Source organism: Mumia xiangluensis (assembly GCF_010994095.1).
Taxonomy (GTDB): domain Bacteria; phylum Actinomycetota; class Actinomycetes; order Propionibacteriales; family Nocardioidaceae; genus Mumia; species Mumia xiangluensis.
Genome location: NZ_WJYO01000006.1, coordinates 350,267 through 365,473 on the forward strand (window position 1 = coordinate 350,267; position 15,207 = coordinate 365,473).

Consider the following 15,207-nt stretch of genomic DNA (forward strand, 5'->3'; position numbering starts at 1 on the left):
GGCGAGGCGAAGGTAGCACGCTTCCGCGTAATTTTGTCACTGAAGCAACAAAATCGAGACCTGGCCGTGGCGAACCACGTACGGCGGTGAGCCAGGTCCCACCGTCGCAAGGACGGGTGGGACCCAACTCACCGCCGCAGCAGTGGGTGTGGCGCGCTCAGCCGATCAAGGACCTGAGCACGTACGGCATGATGCCGCCGTTGCGGTAGTAGTTCGCCTCGCCCGGCGTGTCGATGCGCACGACCGCGTCGAACTCGACGGGCTGGCCGTCCGTGCCGACCGCGGTGACCTTGACGGTCTTGGGCGTACGGCCCTCGTTGAGCTCGGTGACGCCGGTGAAGGAGAAGGTCTCCTCGCCGGTCAGACCCAGCGACTCGGCGGTCTGGCCCTCGGGGAACTGCAGCGGGAGCACGCCCATGCCGATGAGGTTCGAGCGGTGGATGCGCTCGTACGACTCGGCGATGACGGCCTTGACCCCCAGCAGCGCGGTGCCCTTGGCGGCCCAGTCGCGCGAGCTGCCCGAGCCGTACTCCTTGCCGGCCAGGACGACCAGCGGGATGCCAGCGGCGATGTACTTCTCGGACGCCTCGAAGACCGTGGTGACCTCGCCGTCTCCGTTGAGCTGGCGGGTAAAGCCACCCTCCGTGCCCGGCGCGAGCTGGTTGCGGAGGCGGATGTTCGCGAACGTGCCGCGGATCATCACCTCGTGGTTGCCGCGACGCGAGCCGTACGAGTTGAAGTCGCGCGGCTGCACACCATGCTCGGCGAGGTACTTGCCGGCCGGGCTGTCCTTCTTGATCGCACCGGCGGGCGAGATGTGGTCGGTCGTGACCGAGTCGCCGAGCTTGAGGAGCACGCGCGCACCCTCGATGTCGGTGACCGGCGACGGCTCGTGCTGCATCCCGTCGAAGTACGGCGCCTTGCGGACGTACGTGGAGTCGGCGTCCCACTCGAAGACGTCGCCCTCGGGCGTCGGCAGAGACTGCCAGCGCTCGTCACCGGCGAACACGTCGGCGTACTCGCTCTTGAAGGTGTCGGCGGACATCGCACCGGCGACGACCTCCTCGACCTCCGAGGGCGAGGGCCAGATGTCGCGCAGGTAGACGTCGTCGCCGTTCTGGTCCTTGCCCAGCGAGTCGTTGAACAGGTCGGTGTCCATCGTGCCGGCCAGCGCGTACGCAACGACCAGCGGCGGGGACGCCAGGTAGTTCATCTTCACGTCGGGGTTGATGCGTCCCTCGAAGTTGCGGTTGCCCGACAGCACGGAGGTGACGGCGAGGTCGCCGTCGTTGACGGCCTGCGAGACCTCGGGGATCAGCGGGCCCGAGTTGCCGATGCAGGTGGTGCACCCGTAGCCGACGAGGTTGAAGCCGAGCTTGTCGAGGTACGGCGTCAGACCCGAGCGGTTGTAGTAGTCGGAGACCACCTTCGAGCCGGGCGCGAGCGTGGTCTTGACCCACGGCTTGCGGGTCAGGCCCTTCTCGACCGCGTTCCGCGCGAGCAGCGCCGCGCCGATCATCACCGACGGGTTCGACGTGTTGGTGCAGGACGTGATCGCGGCGATGGTCACCGCGCCGTGGTCGAGCTCGTACGTCGTGCCGTCCGCGGTCGTCACACGCCGCGGGTTGCTGGCGCGGCCGTTGTCCTTCGGCGCGAGCGACAGGTAGTCCGTCGCCGGGGTCTGCCCATGCACGTCCTCGTGCGCCGCGGGCACGTCGGACGCGGGGAACGACTCCTCGAGCGCCTCGTCGTACGCGCCGACCGGCGGCTCCTCGGCGTGCTCGACGTAGTTGACGAGCGCTCCGCGGAACGACTGCTTGGCGTCGGTGACGACGATGCGGTCCTGGGGACGCTTCGGGCCGGCGATCGACGGGACGATGGTCGCCAGGTCGAGCTCGAGGTACTCCGAGTAGCGCGGCTCGCGGTCCGCGTCGTGCCACAGGCCCTGAGCCTTCGCGTACGCCTCGACGAGCGCGATCTGCTCCTCGGAGCGGCCGGTGAGGCGCAGGTACTTGGTCGTCTCGTCGTCGATCGGGAAGACGGCGATCGTCGAGCCGTACTCGGGGCTCATGTTGCCGATCGTGGCGCGGTTCGCGAGCGGGACGGCGCCGACGCCGGGGCCGTAGAACTCGACGAACTTGCCGACCGCGCCGTGCTTGCGCAGCATCTCGGTGATCGTGAGCACGAGGTCGGTCGCCGTCGAGCCCTCCGGGAGCTCGCCCGACAGCTTGAAGCCGACGACGCGCGGGATGAGCATCGACACGGGCTGGCCGAGCATGGCCGCCTCGGCCTCGATGCCGCCCACACCCCAGCCGACGACGCCGAGGCCGTTGACCATCGTGGTGTGCGAGTCGGTGCCGACACAGGTGTCGGGGTAGGCCTGGAGCACGCCGTCGACCGTGCGGGTGAAGACGGTGCGGGCCAGGTGCTCGATGTTGACCTGGTGCACGATGCCGGTGCCCGGCGGGACGACCTTGAAGTCGTCGAACGCGGTCTGGCCCCAGCGCAGGAACTGGTAGCGCTCACGGTTGCGCTCGTACTCGATCTCGACGTTGCGCTCGAACGCGTCGGGCGTGCCGAAGACGTCGGCGATCACGGAGTGGTCGATGACCATCTCGGCGGGCGCGAGCGGGTTGATCTTGCCCGGGTCGCCGCCGAGGTCAGCCATCGCCTCGCGCATGGTGGCGAGGTCGACGACGCAAGGGACGCCGGTGAAGTCCTGCATGATCACGCGCGCCGGCGTGAACTGGATCTCCTTGCTCGGTTCCGCCGAGGCGTCCCAGCCCGCGAGAGCCTTGATGTCGTCGGCGGTGATGTCGGCGCCGTCCTCGGTGCGGAGCAGGTTCTCCAGAAGCACCTTGAGGCTGAACGGCAGCGAGTCGACGTCCAGGCCCTCGCCCGTCACCGCCCCCAGCCGGAAGATCTCGTACGCGGCGTCCCCGACGTTCAGGGTTTCCTTCGCGTTGAAGCTGTTGACGCTGGCCATCGCCTCTCCTCGTTCGTCAGCCGGTGCCCGCGATCGCAGTGCGGGCCCTCGAGCGGCATCCGCCTTCTATCGTCGCGCTCTCGCGGAGGAGGCGCGCGATCAGGCTCACCTAAGTGAGACCCGCCCGGTATTTATCTCGATGTCAAGATACACGGTATCAAACATCTGCACCGTGTTGCGACACCGGCTTGGCGCCGCGCCGGGATCCCGAGCTCGGCGGGCCCGCCGGCGCGTCAGGCGTCGCGGACCAGGACGGCGTAGGTGGTGAGGTCGGCCGGCGACTCGAACTTGTCGATCGCCACGAAGCCGAGAGCGTCGACCACCTTGAGCGCACGGACGTTGAACTCCGCAACCGTCACCCGGAACCGCGTCGGCGTGAACTGCGCGCGGGCGAACTCGAGCCCGGTCGAGATCGCGTCCTGGCCGAGTCCCTGACCGGTCAGCTCGGGGCGCAACCCTCCCCCGATGTCGAGAGCCTCGTCGTCATAGTCGAAGCCCGGGACCCGCGCCTGCCGGCCGTAGCACCGGTATCCGATGAGTCGACCGTCCTCGACGAGTGCCCAGAAGCCGCGGGAGAGATCGGTGAAGTGGCGCGGATCCATGCCGGTGAGGTCGTAGCAGCCGTTCGGCTCGGGATAGCTCCAGGTCACGATGTCGTCGGCGTGCTCACGCGTCAGCTCGACGATCTCCATAGCCACTCCTCGTCTCGCTGCCCGCTCACGACGTGCTCCCCCGGACAGCGGCAATCCAAGCACGTGAGGAGGGTCACAAGCAATGCTTCAATCAGCGTGCACGGACCCCTGACATGCACCCGGGTCCGACCACGGTACGCCCACCGTCCGACACCCGGAGCACCATTGCCGAGGGTGTCCGACGGCAAGGCCCAGAACCGCCGGGCCAGCTCTCACCGGAGGCGGCGTACGTACGCCACGGCGGCTCGCGCGTCGCGCACGCGCGCCTCCCAGGTCGCCCCTGCGACGACGAGCAGGACACCGACGACACCCAGCGGGATCCATCGCGGCAGGTCCCCGAGGACGGGAGCCGCCCACCGGACCACCAGCAGGGCCGTGAGGGCTGCGCCGGCGAGGAAGGGCGTCTGCCAGCGGGCCGAGACCCCGACGGCCAGCACAGCCACCGCCGCGAGGGCCAGGAGCAGACCGCGCAGCGCGGTCGGCTCCTCGAGCGCCTGCGGCAGGCTCGGCAGGAGCCCGAGCGACAGCCCGGGGATCAGCACGCTGCTCGACCGCTGCGGGTCGCGCCGCATCACCAGCAGGCCGGCTGCCAGCAGCAGCACGCCGAACGGCAGCGTGTACGCCTCGACCACCTCGACGTCCGACGCGACGAGTCGCAGGACATACGCGAGAGCAAGCATCGCGGCGCCCACGCTGGCGTACGCCCTCCGGTCAGCGCGCAGCAGGCCCACCGCTGCGGCGGCCGCGCCCACCACGGTCAGGACGAGGCTCGTCGTGCCCGCGCTGACGGACACCGCGAACCCGAGCCCGACCGCCGCGGCGACGGCGACCACCACCTCGACGGCCAGCCGCAGCTCGACCGGCCACGGCAACCACGTCGCGGCGGCCAGCATGGCGACAGCGAGACCGGCGGCCACCAGCGAGAGCGTCCGCGTGTCGGCTCCCGCGACGTCGCACCAGGCCAGCACGGCGGCGACGGTCAGTGCCGCCGTCACCGCCGTCGCCACGGCAGCGCCCGCGAGCCGGTCGGGCCCATCGCTGCGCGCCAGCACCAGCGCCGTACCGGTGGCGATCCCCGCGACGAGCGCACCGATCACCCAGGTGGTCGCTGCAGCCGGTGCCGAGCCGATCGGCGCGAGCGCGGCGAGGACCACGGCTACGACCGCGATCGCCGCAGCGACCTGCGAGGTCGCGGTGTCGACGTCGTTCACGAGCCACAGCACCGTCGCGACGACCGCGACGACGAGCAGGCCGATCGCGAGCAGGAGGACGGGGACCTCGAGGAGGACGAGCAGCACCCCCACGGAGCAGGCGCCGAGAACGGCCGCGGCCCCCAGGAGGACACGGCGTAGCGCAGGAGTCCGGGACGGCACCGGCCAGACCGCCACGACTGCCGCCAGCGCGGCGCCGCCGACGACCAGGGCGAAGGCGGCTGCGGTCGGCAGCGGTGAGCTGGCGTCGATACGGCGCCCCACCTCCGGCTGCCAGCTCGGCGACCACGTCATGAGGACGCCGGTCACCGCCACCACGCCGGACACCGCGATTCCTCCGGCGAGCGGGAGCGAGAGCACCCCGACCGAGGTGCGGAGTCCGGTCACCCACCCATGAGCCCAGCGCCCGCGGACCGCCGCGAGCGCCGCCGCCACCAGCGGGACGGCGATCCAGGTCGCGGCTGCCACCTCGACCGGGACCTGGGCCCCCAGGAGCAGGAAGACCAGACCGACGCAGATCGCCAGGTCGAACGCCGCCACGCCCCGCACCAGCTCCACCGCCGCACGCGACACGTGCCCGGCGAGCATCCGGTCGGCGACAGCGGCGAGCCCCACGACGATCACGCCGTGGAACAGCGCCGCCTGGGCCTCGCCTCCGGACCAGCGCGCTGCGAAGGTCGGCGCGATCGCCACAGCCGTCACGATCCACACGGCGGCGAGGCCGAGCATCGACGCGCCGGCGATCCCGGTCGCCCACGCCGCGACGAGGAGTGCGCCGCGCCAGCAGGCGAGCGCGAGGAGCACCACGACGGCGGCGGCGGGCGTGAGCGTCCACCGGAGGTCGGCGTCGAGGAGCAGCACCACCGCGACAGCGGCAGAGGTGACGCCGATCGCGATACCGAGCTGGGCCGAGGCCAGGGTGGGCATCCACCGGCGGGACCACAGCGCGACGGCCAGGCCGACGACGGCAAGCGCGACAGAGAACCCGAGGACGACGACCTCGCCGTCGACCTCGTCGAGACCGAGCAGGCCGGCCGAGGTCGCGGCACCGGTGTCGAACGCGGCGAGGATCCCGGCGACCGTCCACATCGTCTCGGCAGAGGCACGCAGCCGCCGTGTCGTCAGCCAGGCAGCGGCACCGACGGCCGCGGACGTGACGGCGAGCAGGATCAGGGTGCGCCCGGTCAGCCCGATCCGACCCCAGGTGACGGCGACGAAGACGAATGCGGCGATCACCAGGCAGAGCGCTCCGAGCGCGAGCAGCGTGCCACCGACTGTCCACCCGCGCGTCGACGACGTGGGGGCGACTCCGGGACGCGGAGCGGCGGTGCCCCGCGGCGCCTGCGGCTGCCAGATGGGGGTCGCCGGGGGCGCGGTCCTGGGCGCGTACGTCGGTGGCGTGCCGTGCGCGGCGACCTGAGGGGCAGGCGGTGTTGCAGCCCGCCACGCGGCCGCCTCCGCCCGCAGGTCGGCGAGGACACCATCAGCCTCGCCGAGGAGGCGCAGGAGCTCGAGCGGCCGCTCACCGCGGAGCTCGATGCCGCAGCGAGGGCAGCGCGCACTGCCGGTGGCAGGGGTGCTGCAGCTCGGGCAGCGCGAAGGATCGGCGTACGTCACGCGTGCAGTGTCTCGCGCGACGGGCTCACAACCTGCCGATCAGCACCCGGCGTGGCGACGGCCGCTCGGCGTACGACTCAGCTGCGGCGGTCGAGCACGGCGACGCACTCGACGTGGTGCGTCATCGGGAACAGCGCGTACGCCTCCACCTCGCCGAGGTCGTACCCCTCGGACGCGAACGTGGCGACGTCGCGCGCCAGCGCGGCCGGGTCGCAGGCGACGTACACGACGCGGCGCGGCCGCAACGCGGCGATCGCGCGGACGACCTTGGCCCGGGCCCCCGTCCGCGGCGGGTCGAGGACCACGACGTCGCACCGCTCCCCCACGTCGCCGCGCCGCAGCAGCTGCTCCACGTCACCGTGCAGGACCGCCGCCTGCGGGAGGTCGTGCAGGTTGCGCTTCGCGTCGCGGGACCCGCGCGCGTCGCCTTCGACGCTCAGGACCGTCCCCTCGGGGCCGACCGCCTCCGCGAGGAACGCCGTGAACAGCCCGACCCCGGCGTACAGGTCTGCCACCCGCTCGCCCGGTCGCACGTCAGCAGCCCGCAGCACCGCGTCGACGAGCGTCTCCGCCGACCGCGGGTGGACCTGCCAGAAGCCGCTGCCGCCGACCCGGAACTCGCGGTCCCGGACCCGCTCGCGCACCCACGCACGCCCGCTCACGCGGCGTCCGTCGGCCATCAGGCCGTCGGTCTCGACCGAGGGCAGGTCGCCGGTGACGTCGTACGCGCCGACGAAACGGTCACCGCCCGACCCGGCGACCGCCAGCACCCGCGACGCCGGCCACGGCAGGGACAGCACGTCGGGCAGCTCCGGTGACGCGATCGGGCACGCGTCGAGCGGAACCACCTCGTGGGAGCGGTGCTTACGGAGGCCGAGGGACCCGTCCGAGCCGGTCGCGAACGTCACGCGCGTACGCCAGTCGAGGCCGTCGGCGTCCTCGTCGCCCAGCGGCGGGCGTACGACGACCCGCCGGTCGATGCGGGCGAGTCGCGAGAGCTGCTCCTCGACCACGGCACCGAGCAGCTCACGCTGGACGGCCAGATCGACGTGCTGGAAGTCGCAGCCTCCGCACCCGCCCGGCCCCGACACGGGGCAGCGCGACGCGACCCGGCCCGGCGCGGCGGTCAGCACCTCGACGGCGTCGGCGCGCAGGAACCGGTCGCCGGCGCCGCCCTCGGTGATCTCGGCGACGACCCGCTCACCTGGCAGGGTGTGGCGGACGAAGACGACCCGGCCGTCCCACCGGGCGACGCAGTGCCCGCCGTGCGCGACCGGCCCGATCTCGAGCTCGACGCGGCTGCCGGTCAGGTCCTGGGTGTCTTCGACGGGTGTACTCACCCCTCCAGAGTGACGCATCACCGCAACGTCACAGGTGGCGGCGCTCGTTGAACGACCGACCCTGGCGCACCTCGCCCGGCACCGGGCGTACGCGCTCCGGACCGCGCTGCTTCGCAGACCTCAGCTGGTAGGGCACGCTCGTGACCAGGACGCCCGGCGTGAACAGCAGCCGGCCCTTGAGCCGCAGCGCCGTCTGGTTGTGCAGGAGCTGCTCGTACCAGCGGCCGACCACGTACTCGGGGACGTACACCATCACGATGTCGCGCGGGCTCGCCCGGCGGATCTCCTTGACGTACTTGATGACCGGTCGGACGAGCTCGCGGTACGGCGACCCGACGACCACCAGCGGCACGGGGATGTCGAGCTCGTCCCACCGGGCGGTGAGCCGGGCCGTGGCCTCGGGGTCGAGGTCCACGCTGAGCGCCTCGAGCGTGTCCGGCCGCGACACCCGCGCGTACGCGAGCGCCCGCATCGCCGGCTTGTGGAGTCGTCCGACCAGGACGATCGCGTGGACACGGGAGGGCAGGGTGACGTCGGAGTCCTCGATCGCGAGCTCGTCGGCCACCGCGTCGTAGTGCCGGCGGATCCTGCGCATGAGGATGTAGAGGACGACCATCGCCGTGATCGCGATCCAGGCGCCGGCGAGGAACTTCGTCAGCAGCACGATCACGAGGACGGTCCCGGTCATCGCCAGGCCCACCATGTTGACCGCGCGCGAGCGCAGCATCCGCCGGCGGTCGACCTGCTCGATCACGGTCGGCAGGAGTCGGTTCCAGTGCCGGAGCATGCCGAGCTGGCTGAGCGTGAAGGACACGAAGACGCCGACGATGTAGAGCTGGATCAGGCGGGTGACCTCGGCGTCGAACGCGAGGATCAGCACGACCGCCGCGAGGCCGAGGAGGACGATGCCGTTGCTGAACGCCAGCCGGTCGCCGCGGGTGTCGAGCTGACGCGGGAGCAGGCCGTCGCGCGCCAGCACCGCGCCGAGCACCGGGAAGCCGTTGAACGCGGTGTTGGCGGCCAGGATCAGGATCACGCCGGTCGTGGCGACCGTGAAGTAGAACATCGGCATCGCGTTGTCGTAGACGGCGGCCGCCAGCTGGCCGATCACGGTGTCCTGCGAGTACGAGTCCCCCACCGGGACGCCGTCGCGCATCAGCTGCGTCGCCGGGTCCTCCGCGAAGCGCAGGTGCGTCAGGTCGGCGAGGACGATGATGCCGAGCAGCATCGTCACCGCGATCACGCCGAGGAGCGCCAGGGTCGTCGCGGCGTTCTTGCTCTTGGGCCGCTGGAACGCCGGCACGCCGTTGCTGATCGCCTCGACACCGGTGAGCGCGGCGCACCCCGACGAGAACGCTCGCGCGAGCAGGAAGGTCATCGCGATCGTCGACACCGCTCCGACGTACGGTTCCTCGGCCACGAGCTCGAGGTCGGCGCTGGCGACCTTCGGCAGGTCACCGAAGGCGTACCGCGCGAACCCCCACGCCGCCATGCCGACGATCGCGATCATGAACAGGTACGACGGGATCGCGAACGCCGCGCCCGACTCCCGCAGCCCGCGCAGGTTGATCGCGACGAGCAGCAGCACGAGAACGGCAGCGGCGGTCGCCTCGTGGCCCTTGAGAAACGGGAGCGCCGCGGTGGCGTTCTGGACGCCCGACGAGATCGACACCGCCACCGTCAGCACGTAGTCGACCATGAGCGCCGACGCGACCGTGACGCCGGCGCGCGGTCCGAGGTTGACGGTCGCGACCTCGTAGTCACCGCCGCCGCTGGGGTAGGCGCGGACGTTCTGCCGGTACGACGTCACCACCACCAGCATCACGACGGCGACGGCGATGCCGATCTTCCAGTTGAACGCGTACGCGGACAGGCCCCCCATCGAGAGGACGAGGAAGATCTCGTCGGGCGCGTACGCCACCGACGAGAGCGCGTCGCTCGCGAACACCGGCAACGCGATCCTCTTGGGCAGCAACGTCTCCTCGAGCTGCGTGCTGCGCAGCTTGCGTCCGACGAACATGCGCTTGCCCAGCTCGGCCATTCCCACGCGAGGATCGTAGACCCGTACGGCCGTCCGCACAGTCGCGCCCGCCCTTCGCGGTGTAGCGTCGTCGCGTGCACATCGTGATCATGGGGTGCGGCCGCGTCGGCTCGACCTTGGCGCGCAGGCTCGAGGGACGCGGTCATTCGCTCGCCGTCATCGACAGCGACGCCGACGCGTTCCGGCGGCTCGGACCCTCGTTCACCGGCCTGACGGTCACCGGGCTGGGGTTCGACCGGGACGTGCAGCGGCGGGCCGGCATCGAGCGCGCCGACGCGTTCGCCGCGGTCTCCTCCGGCGACAACTCCAACATCATCGCCGCGCGGGTCGCGCGCGAGCTGTTCGGTGTGGACAACGTGGTCGCGCGCATCTACGACCCCGGTCGTGCCGAGGTGTACGACCGGCTCGGGGTGCCGACCGTCCCGACCGTGACCTGGGCCGCAGACCACGTCCTGCGCAAGCTCCTCCCGTCCGGGCACGACCCCGTCTACCGCGATCCGAGCGGTGAGGTCCGTGCCGACCTCGTCACGGTGCCGACGGCCTGGGTCGGTCGTGAGGTCCGGGTACTGGAGGACGAGGTCCGCGGACGCGTCGCCTGCCTCACGCGCTTCGGCAAGGCACTGGTCCCCGATCCCGGGATGCTCATCCAGGACGGCGACGTGCTGCACCTGTTCACCGCCATCGCCGACTCCGCCGACGTGTTCAGCACGCTCGAGCGCGGACCACGCCAGGAGGACGACGCATGAAGGTCGCCATCGCCGGCGCCGGCGCCGTCGGGCGCTCGGTCGCCGCCGAGCTGCTCGAGAACGGCCACGAGGTGCTGCTGATCGACCGCAACCCGCGCGCGATCCGCTCCGACACGATCCCGGAGGCCGACTGGCTGCTCGCCGACGCGTGCGAGCTGTCGGCGTTGGAGACGGCGCATCTCGAGCGGTGCGACGTCGTGATCGCGGCAACCGGTGACGACAAGGCCAACCTCGTCGTCTCGCTGCTCGCCAAGACCGAGTTCGCGGTCGGGCGCACGGTCGCTCGCGTCAACCACCCCGACAACGAGTGGCTCTTCAGCGGCGCCTGGGGCGTCGACGTCGCTGTGTCGACGCCGCGGCTCATGTCGGCGCTGGTCGAGGAGGCTGTCACGGTCGGCGACCTCGTACGCCTGTTCTCCCTGCGGGGGTCCAACGCGAACCTCGTCGAGCTCACGCTCCCCGACGACTCCCCGTACGTCGGGGTTCGCGTCGGCGACATCTCCTGGCCGCGCGACGTGGTTCTGGTGGCGATCCTGCGGAGCATGGGCATCCAGGCGCCGGAGCGCGACCGGACGCTCGAGGCGGGCGACGAGCTGCTCTTCGTCGCGCCGATCGACTCCGAGGAGGAGCTGCAGCGCCTCCTCGCCCCGACCGAGCACCACGGGGCAGGCGCACCCACGCGGCGGGCCGGCGTCGGCGACGACTGAGGATCGCGTCAGTCGCGGGGCTGGAGCTTCGGCTGGATCTCGAGCGCTTCCTGCGAGAGCAGCTTGCCCGCTGTCTCCGGGTCGTCGATCGGCGTGTGGTTGCGGCTCAGCACGTAGACCATCGCGGCGAGCGTCGCCAGCTGCAGCGGCCAGCCCATCGCGATCTTGGCGGTGGCGAGCAGCCCGACGTGGTCACCGGCCCACAGCGGGTACTGGACGGCGACCCGCAGCGCGCACGGCAGGGCGAGCATCAGCGTGAGGACCGAGCAGAGCCGGACGAGCGCCCGGTCGCGGTGCCACGCCGTCGCATCACCGGTGACGCTGCCCACGATGAAGCCGACCAGGGGCCAGCCGATGAGAACCGTGAAGAGGAGGCCGACGGCGTACACGCCGTTGTAGATGAGCCCGGGCAGGAACGCGTCGCGCGCCTCGCCGGAACGCAGCGCGAACACGGCAGCGATGCCGATCCCGACCATCGAGTTGAGCACGAACTGGACGGCGCTGCGCTGGAAGATGCGTACCAGCAGGAGGATCACAGCCAGTCCGAGGCTGATGCCGAGGGCGAGCTTGAGCTCCCGCGTCGTGAGCCAGGTCAGCGTGAAGCCGACGGTCGGCGCTGCGGCCTCGAGCATGCCGCGTGCACCGCCGAGCGCCTTCGCCAGCTGCTGGCGCACGACCTGCTCGACGGTCGTCGGCGTCGGCTTGCCGGACGGGGCCTGGTCGGCAGCCTTCTCGCCGGCACCGGGGCCGGCGGTGCCGTCGGGGTCCGACGTCATCGGCACAGCTCGTAACGGGGGTTGTAGATGACCCGGTCGCCGCCGCGGAGCCCGAGCCGGCCCGTCGCCGTCAGCGCTCGGCCGGCCTCGATGCCGGCGATGCGGCTGCGTCCGATCCACACGAGGGTCAGCGCCCCGGTCCCGTCGTACAAGGACGCCTCGAGCGCGCGAGCCCCTGACCGCGGACGGTAGGTCACCGCACGGAGCTCGCCGTGGACGGTCACCACCTCGCCGACGCGCTGGTCGCACACCGGGTTGCACCCGGCCTCGAGCGCGCCCTCGCGGAGCTGGGCGTCGTCAGCGCGGTCGACCAGGTCGCTCATGCGCTCACGCGTCCTGGTCCACAGGCTCGCGGTGTCGGTCGTGGGGCTCATACGTCCAGCCTAGGTCGAGAACGGTCGTCGAGACGACCGTTCACGCCTCCTTGGTCTCGGAGTCGGCGCGCACCGCACCCGCGGGGACGACGATCGGGATCTGCTCGCGCGGCGGCATCGGAGAGTCGCCGCGGACCACGATCGTGTCACGCACCGTCTGCTCCAGGAGGCTGTCGGGGTCGGCCGTGGCCCCGAGGGTGCCCATGAAGGTCGCACGGAGGAGCCAGCGCGGACCGTCGACACCGATGATCCGGCTCGCCTGCACACCCTGGCGCCCGTCGGCAGCCTGGACCGGCACCTCGACGCGCAGCTCGGTCCCGAAGGAGGACTCGACCTCCTCCACGGTGCCACCGACACGCTTCACCTCGGCGATGATCTCCGGCCGGATGTCGTCCCAGAGGCCGGAGTGGCGGGGGGCGGCGAAGGCGCGCAGCTCGACGGCGCTCCCCTCACCGATGGCGACGACGGACGTCGCGGCGCCGGTCTGCGGGTCGGTGGGGATCTGCAGGTCGAGGCCGGGGCGCCCACGCACGATCATGGCGCCGGCGTCGACGAAGGTCGGGTCGTCCTCGGGGACGTCCTGCTCGGCAGCGTCCCAGGGGCCGGAGGAACGGTCGAAGGCAGCCTGTGCGGCCTCAGCGGTCGGGGTCGACGCGTCCTGGTCGGACGGGGCGGCAGCGGCTCCGTCGACGACGTCGGCGCCCTCGGTCTCGGTGTCGGCCAGCTCTCGTTGGTCAACAGCCTTCTTGCGACGACCGAACATCACCGCGCTCCTCTCGTGCTGTCAGCGGGCCGGCACGGACGGCCGGGCTCGTGCATCAGGTGGTCGATGTCACGGCGAACCCACCCGTCGAACCGTACCCCCCGGCCCCACGCGCGGACTCGGGGAGGGCGTCGACGGCGCGGAAGGACGCCTGCTCGACCTGCTGGAGGACCAGCTGGGCGATCCGGTCACCGCGTGCCAGGACGATCGGCTCCCTCGGGTCGAGGTTGACCAGACACACCTTGATCTCGCCACGGTACCCGGCATCGACGGTCCCCGGCGCGTTCACGATCGAGAGACCGGCGCGAGCCGCAAGGCCGCTGCGAGGGTGGACCAGCGCGACGTAGCCGACCGGGATCGCGATCGCGATGCCCGTCGGGACGACGGCCCGCTCCCCCGGCTGGAGGGTCACGTCGACCGTCGTGCACAGATCCGCGCCCGCGTCGCCCGGGTGGGCGTACGCCGGAAGCGGGATCGACGGGTCCAGCAGCGTCACCAACACCTCGACCATGGTCGTCGACCCTACCGGTCTGGCGGGGCAGACCGTCATGGGAACCTTGTCCCATGACCCGAGACGCTGACGCGCCGTCGTACCGCGAGAACCTCAGCGTCCCGGCGTCGTGGTGGCTGGCGTGCGCGGCGCTCACCGCCATCGTCTGGTGGATCTTCGTGCTCGCGACCCCGATGTGGGTGGCGATCGGCGCTGCCGTCGTCGCCGCCGTGGCGGTCGGCGCAGGGCTCGCCCAGTACAGCAGCACCGCGATCGAGGTCTCGAACGTCCATCTCCGCGCCGGCGCCGCTCGGCTCCCGCTCGTGCACTGCGGCGACGTGACGGTGCTCGACGCGACGCAGACCCGAGCGCTGCACGGACCCCAGGCCGACGCGCGCGCCTTCTTCCTCGTGCGGCCCTACATCGCCACCGCCGTCCGCATCGACGTCGCCGATCCGCGCGACCCCACCCCGTACTGGCTCGTCGGCACCCGCCACCCGCACGCGCTCGCCGACGCCATCAGCGACGGCCGCGCCCGCGCCTGACCTCACCTCTGCCCACGTCGCCCGCGGAGGGACTAACGTTCCGGTGAGAGGGTTCGACCGGACCCCGACGAAGGGAAGGGTGAGCGTGGCGCGCAGCAAGAAGAAGGCGTCCCCGGCCGGCGGCGGCAAGCGGAAGCGGCCCAGCAAGGCCACCTGGAAGCTGATGGACCGTACGGCGACGATCGCGGCCAGCGTGATCGCGGCGCAGGGCGCGTCGCTCGTGTGGCACGCAGCGACGGGTCGCAAGCCGCCGACGGACGCCGACTCGCGCAACCCCGCGGTCGCCACACGGGAGGCCGTGACCTGGGCCGTGCTCGCTGGCGCGAGCGCCGGGGTCATCAAGGTCGTCCTCAACCGCCAGCTCGTGAACTACTGGGTGAAGTCCACCGGCGACCTGCCGCCCGGTCTGCTGCCGACCAAGGCTCCCCCGACGGTCAACACCCCCAAGCGCTGACCTCGGACACGACGACGCCCCCGACCGCCGTTGCGGTTCGGGGGCGTTGTGCGTGCCTCTCGGCGTGACGCTCGGATCAGGCGCAGTGCTGGCCCGGTCAGGCGCAGTCGACGCAGATCAGCTGGTTGCCCTTCTCGCGGGCGAGCTGGCTGCGGTGGTGCACCAGGAAGCACGACGTGCACGTGAACTCGTCCGACTGCCTCGGAAGCACCTGGACCGAGAGCTCTTCGTGCGACAGATCGGCACCAGGAAGCTCGAACGACTCCGCGGCCTCGACCTCGTCCTCGTCCACCTTGCCCGAGTTCTTCTCGTGGCGGCGTGCCTTGAGCTCCTCGATGCTGTCTTCCGACTGCTCTTCTTCGGTCTTCCGAGGAGCGTCGTAATCGGTCGCCATGAACCCTCCTCTGCGTATATCGCCCGACCATGCGGGTCGGGATCATCCCAATTTCGTAACCTTCAGGCGCG

At 71.5% G+C, this 15,207-nt stretch carries 14 protein-coding genes; 4 read left to right on the forward strand and 10 right to left on the reverse strand.

Annotated features, from left to right (window positions below):
• Nucleotides 1-157: 157 nt before the first annotated feature.
• The 5 genes from acnA to GH747_RS19410 all read right to left on the reverse strand — a co-directional run bounded on the left by acnA (nucleotide 158) and on the right by GH747_RS19410 (nucleotide 9,887).
• Complete coding sequence (gene acnA / locus GH747_RS19390; RefSeq protein WP_149771264.1) at nucleotides 158-2,986, reverse strand: aconitate hydratase AcnA; 2,829 nt, start codon at nucleotides 2,984-2,986, stop codon at nucleotides 158-160.
• A gap of 233 nt (nucleotides 2,987-3,219) precedes the next feature.
• Nucleotides 3,220-3,678, reverse strand: a complete 459-nt coding sequence (locus tag GH747_RS19395; protein WP_149771265.1) for a GNAT family N-acetyltransferase — start codon at nucleotides 3,676-3,678, stop codon at nucleotides 3,220-3,222.
• 212 nt (nucleotides 3,679-3,890) lie between these two features.
• Nucleotides 3,891-6,506: an SCO7613 C-terminal domain-containing membrane protein gene (locus GH747_RS19400; RefSeq protein ID WP_149771266.1), complete on the reverse strand. Its 2,616-nt coding sequence runs from the start codon at nucleotides 6,504-6,506 to the stop codon at nucleotides 3,891-3,893.
• A gap of 77 nt (nucleotides 6,507-6,583) precedes the next feature.
• Entirely contained in the window at nucleotides 6,584-7,846 is a 1,263-nt protein-coding gene (locus GH747_RS19405) for a class I SAM-dependent RNA methyltransferase (RefSeq protein WP_228553009.1), read from the reverse strand.
• Between the two features lie 28 nt (nucleotides 7,847-7,874).
• Nucleotides 7,875-9,887: an APC family permease gene (locus GH747_RS19410; RefSeq protein WP_149771377.1), complete on the reverse strand. Its 2,013-nt coding sequence runs from the start codon at nucleotides 9,885-9,887 to the stop codon at nucleotides 7,875-7,877.
• Between the two features lie 89 nt (nucleotides 9,888-9,976).
• Between GH747_RS19410 and GH747_RS19415 the strand changes: the two genes are divergently transcribed.
• Both GH747_RS19415 and GH747_RS19420 read left to right on the forward strand, forming a co-directional pair.
• The gene (locus GH747_RS19415) at nucleotides 9,977-10,633 is read left to right on the forward strand and encodes a potassium channel family protein (RefSeq protein WP_377036100.1); all 657 of its coding nucleotides are present in this window, start codon (nucleotides 9,977-9,979) and stop codon (nucleotides 10,631-10,633) included.
• Nucleotides 10,630-11,340, forward strand: coding sequence for a potassium channel family protein (locus GH747_RS19420; RefSeq protein WP_149771269.1), 711 nt, complete (start codon nucleotides 10,630-10,632; stop codon nucleotides 11,338-11,340). Before GH747_RS19415 ends, GH747_RS19420 begins: the two co-directional genes overlap by 4 nt.
• Nucleotides 11,341-11,348: 8 nt before the next feature.
• On the opposite strand, the gene GH747_RS19425 is transcribed toward GH747_RS19420, so the two are convergent.
• From GH747_RS19425 to dut, 4 genes are read right to left on the reverse strand one after another with little or no spacing between them, the layout of a single operon-like run.
• The gene (locus tag GH747_RS19425; RefSeq protein ID WP_149771270.1) at nucleotides 11,349-12,116 is read right to left on the reverse strand and encodes a DUF3159 domain-containing protein; all 768 of its coding nucleotides are present in this window, start codon (nucleotides 12,114-12,116) and stop codon (nucleotides 11,349-11,351) included.
• A complete protein-coding gene (locus tag GH747_RS19430; protein ID WP_149771271.1) occupies nucleotides 12,113-12,490 on the reverse strand; it encodes an OB-fold nucleic acid binding domain-containing protein in 378 nt (125 codons plus the stop codon). The genes GH747_RS19425 and GH747_RS19430 overlap by 4 nt, the downstream gene beginning before the upstream one ends.
• Nucleotides 12,491-12,530: 40 nt before the next feature.
• A complete protein-coding gene (locus GH747_RS19435) occupies nucleotides 12,531-13,253 on the reverse strand; it encodes a DUF3710 domain-containing protein (RefSeq protein WP_149771272.1) in 723 nt (240 codons plus the stop codon).
• Nucleotides 13,254-13,308: 55 nt separating this feature from the next.
• A complete protein-coding gene (dut, locus tag GH747_RS19440) occupies nucleotides 13,309-13,764 on the reverse strand; it encodes a dUTP diphosphatase (RefSeq protein WP_205603024.1) in 456 nt (151 codons plus the stop codon).
• 53 nt (nucleotides 13,765-13,817) lie between these two features.
• Here dut and GH747_RS19445 point away from each other — a divergent pair, with 53 nt between their 5' ends.
• Nucleotides 13,818-14,288: a DUF3093 domain-containing protein gene (locus GH747_RS19445; RefSeq protein ID WP_149771274.1), complete on the forward strand. Its 471-nt coding sequence runs from the start codon at nucleotides 13,818-13,820 to the stop codon at nucleotides 14,286-14,288.
• A gap of 85 nt (nucleotides 14,289-14,373) precedes the next feature.
• Entirely contained in the window at nucleotides 14,374-14,742 is a 369-nt protein-coding gene (locus tag GH747_RS19450; RefSeq protein ID WP_149771275.1) for a DUF4235 domain-containing protein, read from the forward strand.
• A gap of 97 nt (nucleotides 14,743-14,839) precedes the next feature.
• Here GH747_RS19450 and GH747_RS19455 read toward each other — a convergent pair whose 3' ends face one another.
• Entirely contained in the window at nucleotides 14,840-15,136 is a 297-nt protein-coding gene (locus tag GH747_RS19455) for a DUF4193 domain-containing protein (protein WP_149771276.1), read from the reverse strand.
• Between the last annotated feature and the right edge of the window lie 71 nt (nucleotides 15,137-15,207).

Coding starts and splice junctions, on each gene's coding strand:
- acnA (WP_149771264.1), bottom strand. CDS start 2,986: ATGGCCAGCGTCAACAGCTTCAACGCGAAGGAAACCCTGAACGTCGGG.
- GH747_RS19395 (WP_149771265.1), bottom strand. CDS start 3,678: ATGGAGATCGTCGAGCTGACGCGTGAGCACGCCGACGACATCGTGACC.
- GH747_RS19410 (WP_149771377.1), bottom strand. CDS start 9,887: ATGGCCGAGCTGGGCAAGCGCATGTTCGTCGGACGCAAGCTGCGCAGC.
- GH747_RS19415 (WP_377036100.1), top strand. CDS start 9,977: ATGGGGTGCGGCCGCGTCGGCTCGACCTTGGCGCGCAGGCTCGAGGGA.
- GH747_RS19420 (WP_149771269.1), top strand. CDS start 10,630: ATGAAGGTCGCCATCGCCGGCGCCGGCGCCGTCGGGCGCTCGGTCGCC.
- GH747_RS19425 (WP_149771270.1), bottom strand. CDS start 12,116: ATGACGTCGGACCCCGACGGCACCGCCGGCCCCGGTGCCGGCGAGAAG.
- GH747_RS19430 (WP_149771271.1), bottom strand. CDS start 12,490: ATGAGCCCCACGACCGACACCGCGAGCCTGTGGACCAGGACGCGTGAG.
- GH747_RS19435 (WP_149771272.1), bottom strand. CDS start 13,253: ATGTTCGGTCGTCGCAAGAAGGCTGTTGACCAACGAGAGCTGGCCGAC.
- dut (WP_205603024.1), bottom strand. CDS start 13,764: ATGGTCGAGGTGTTGGTGACGCTGCTGGACCCGTCGATCCCGCTTCCG.
- GH747_RS19445 (WP_149771274.1), top strand. CDS start 13,818: ATGACCCGAGACGCTGACGCGCCGTCGTACCGCGAGAACCTCAGCGTC.
- GH747_RS19455 (WP_149771276.1), bottom strand. CDS start 15,136: ATGGCGACCGATTACGACGCTCCTCGGAAGACCGAAGAAGAGCAGTCG.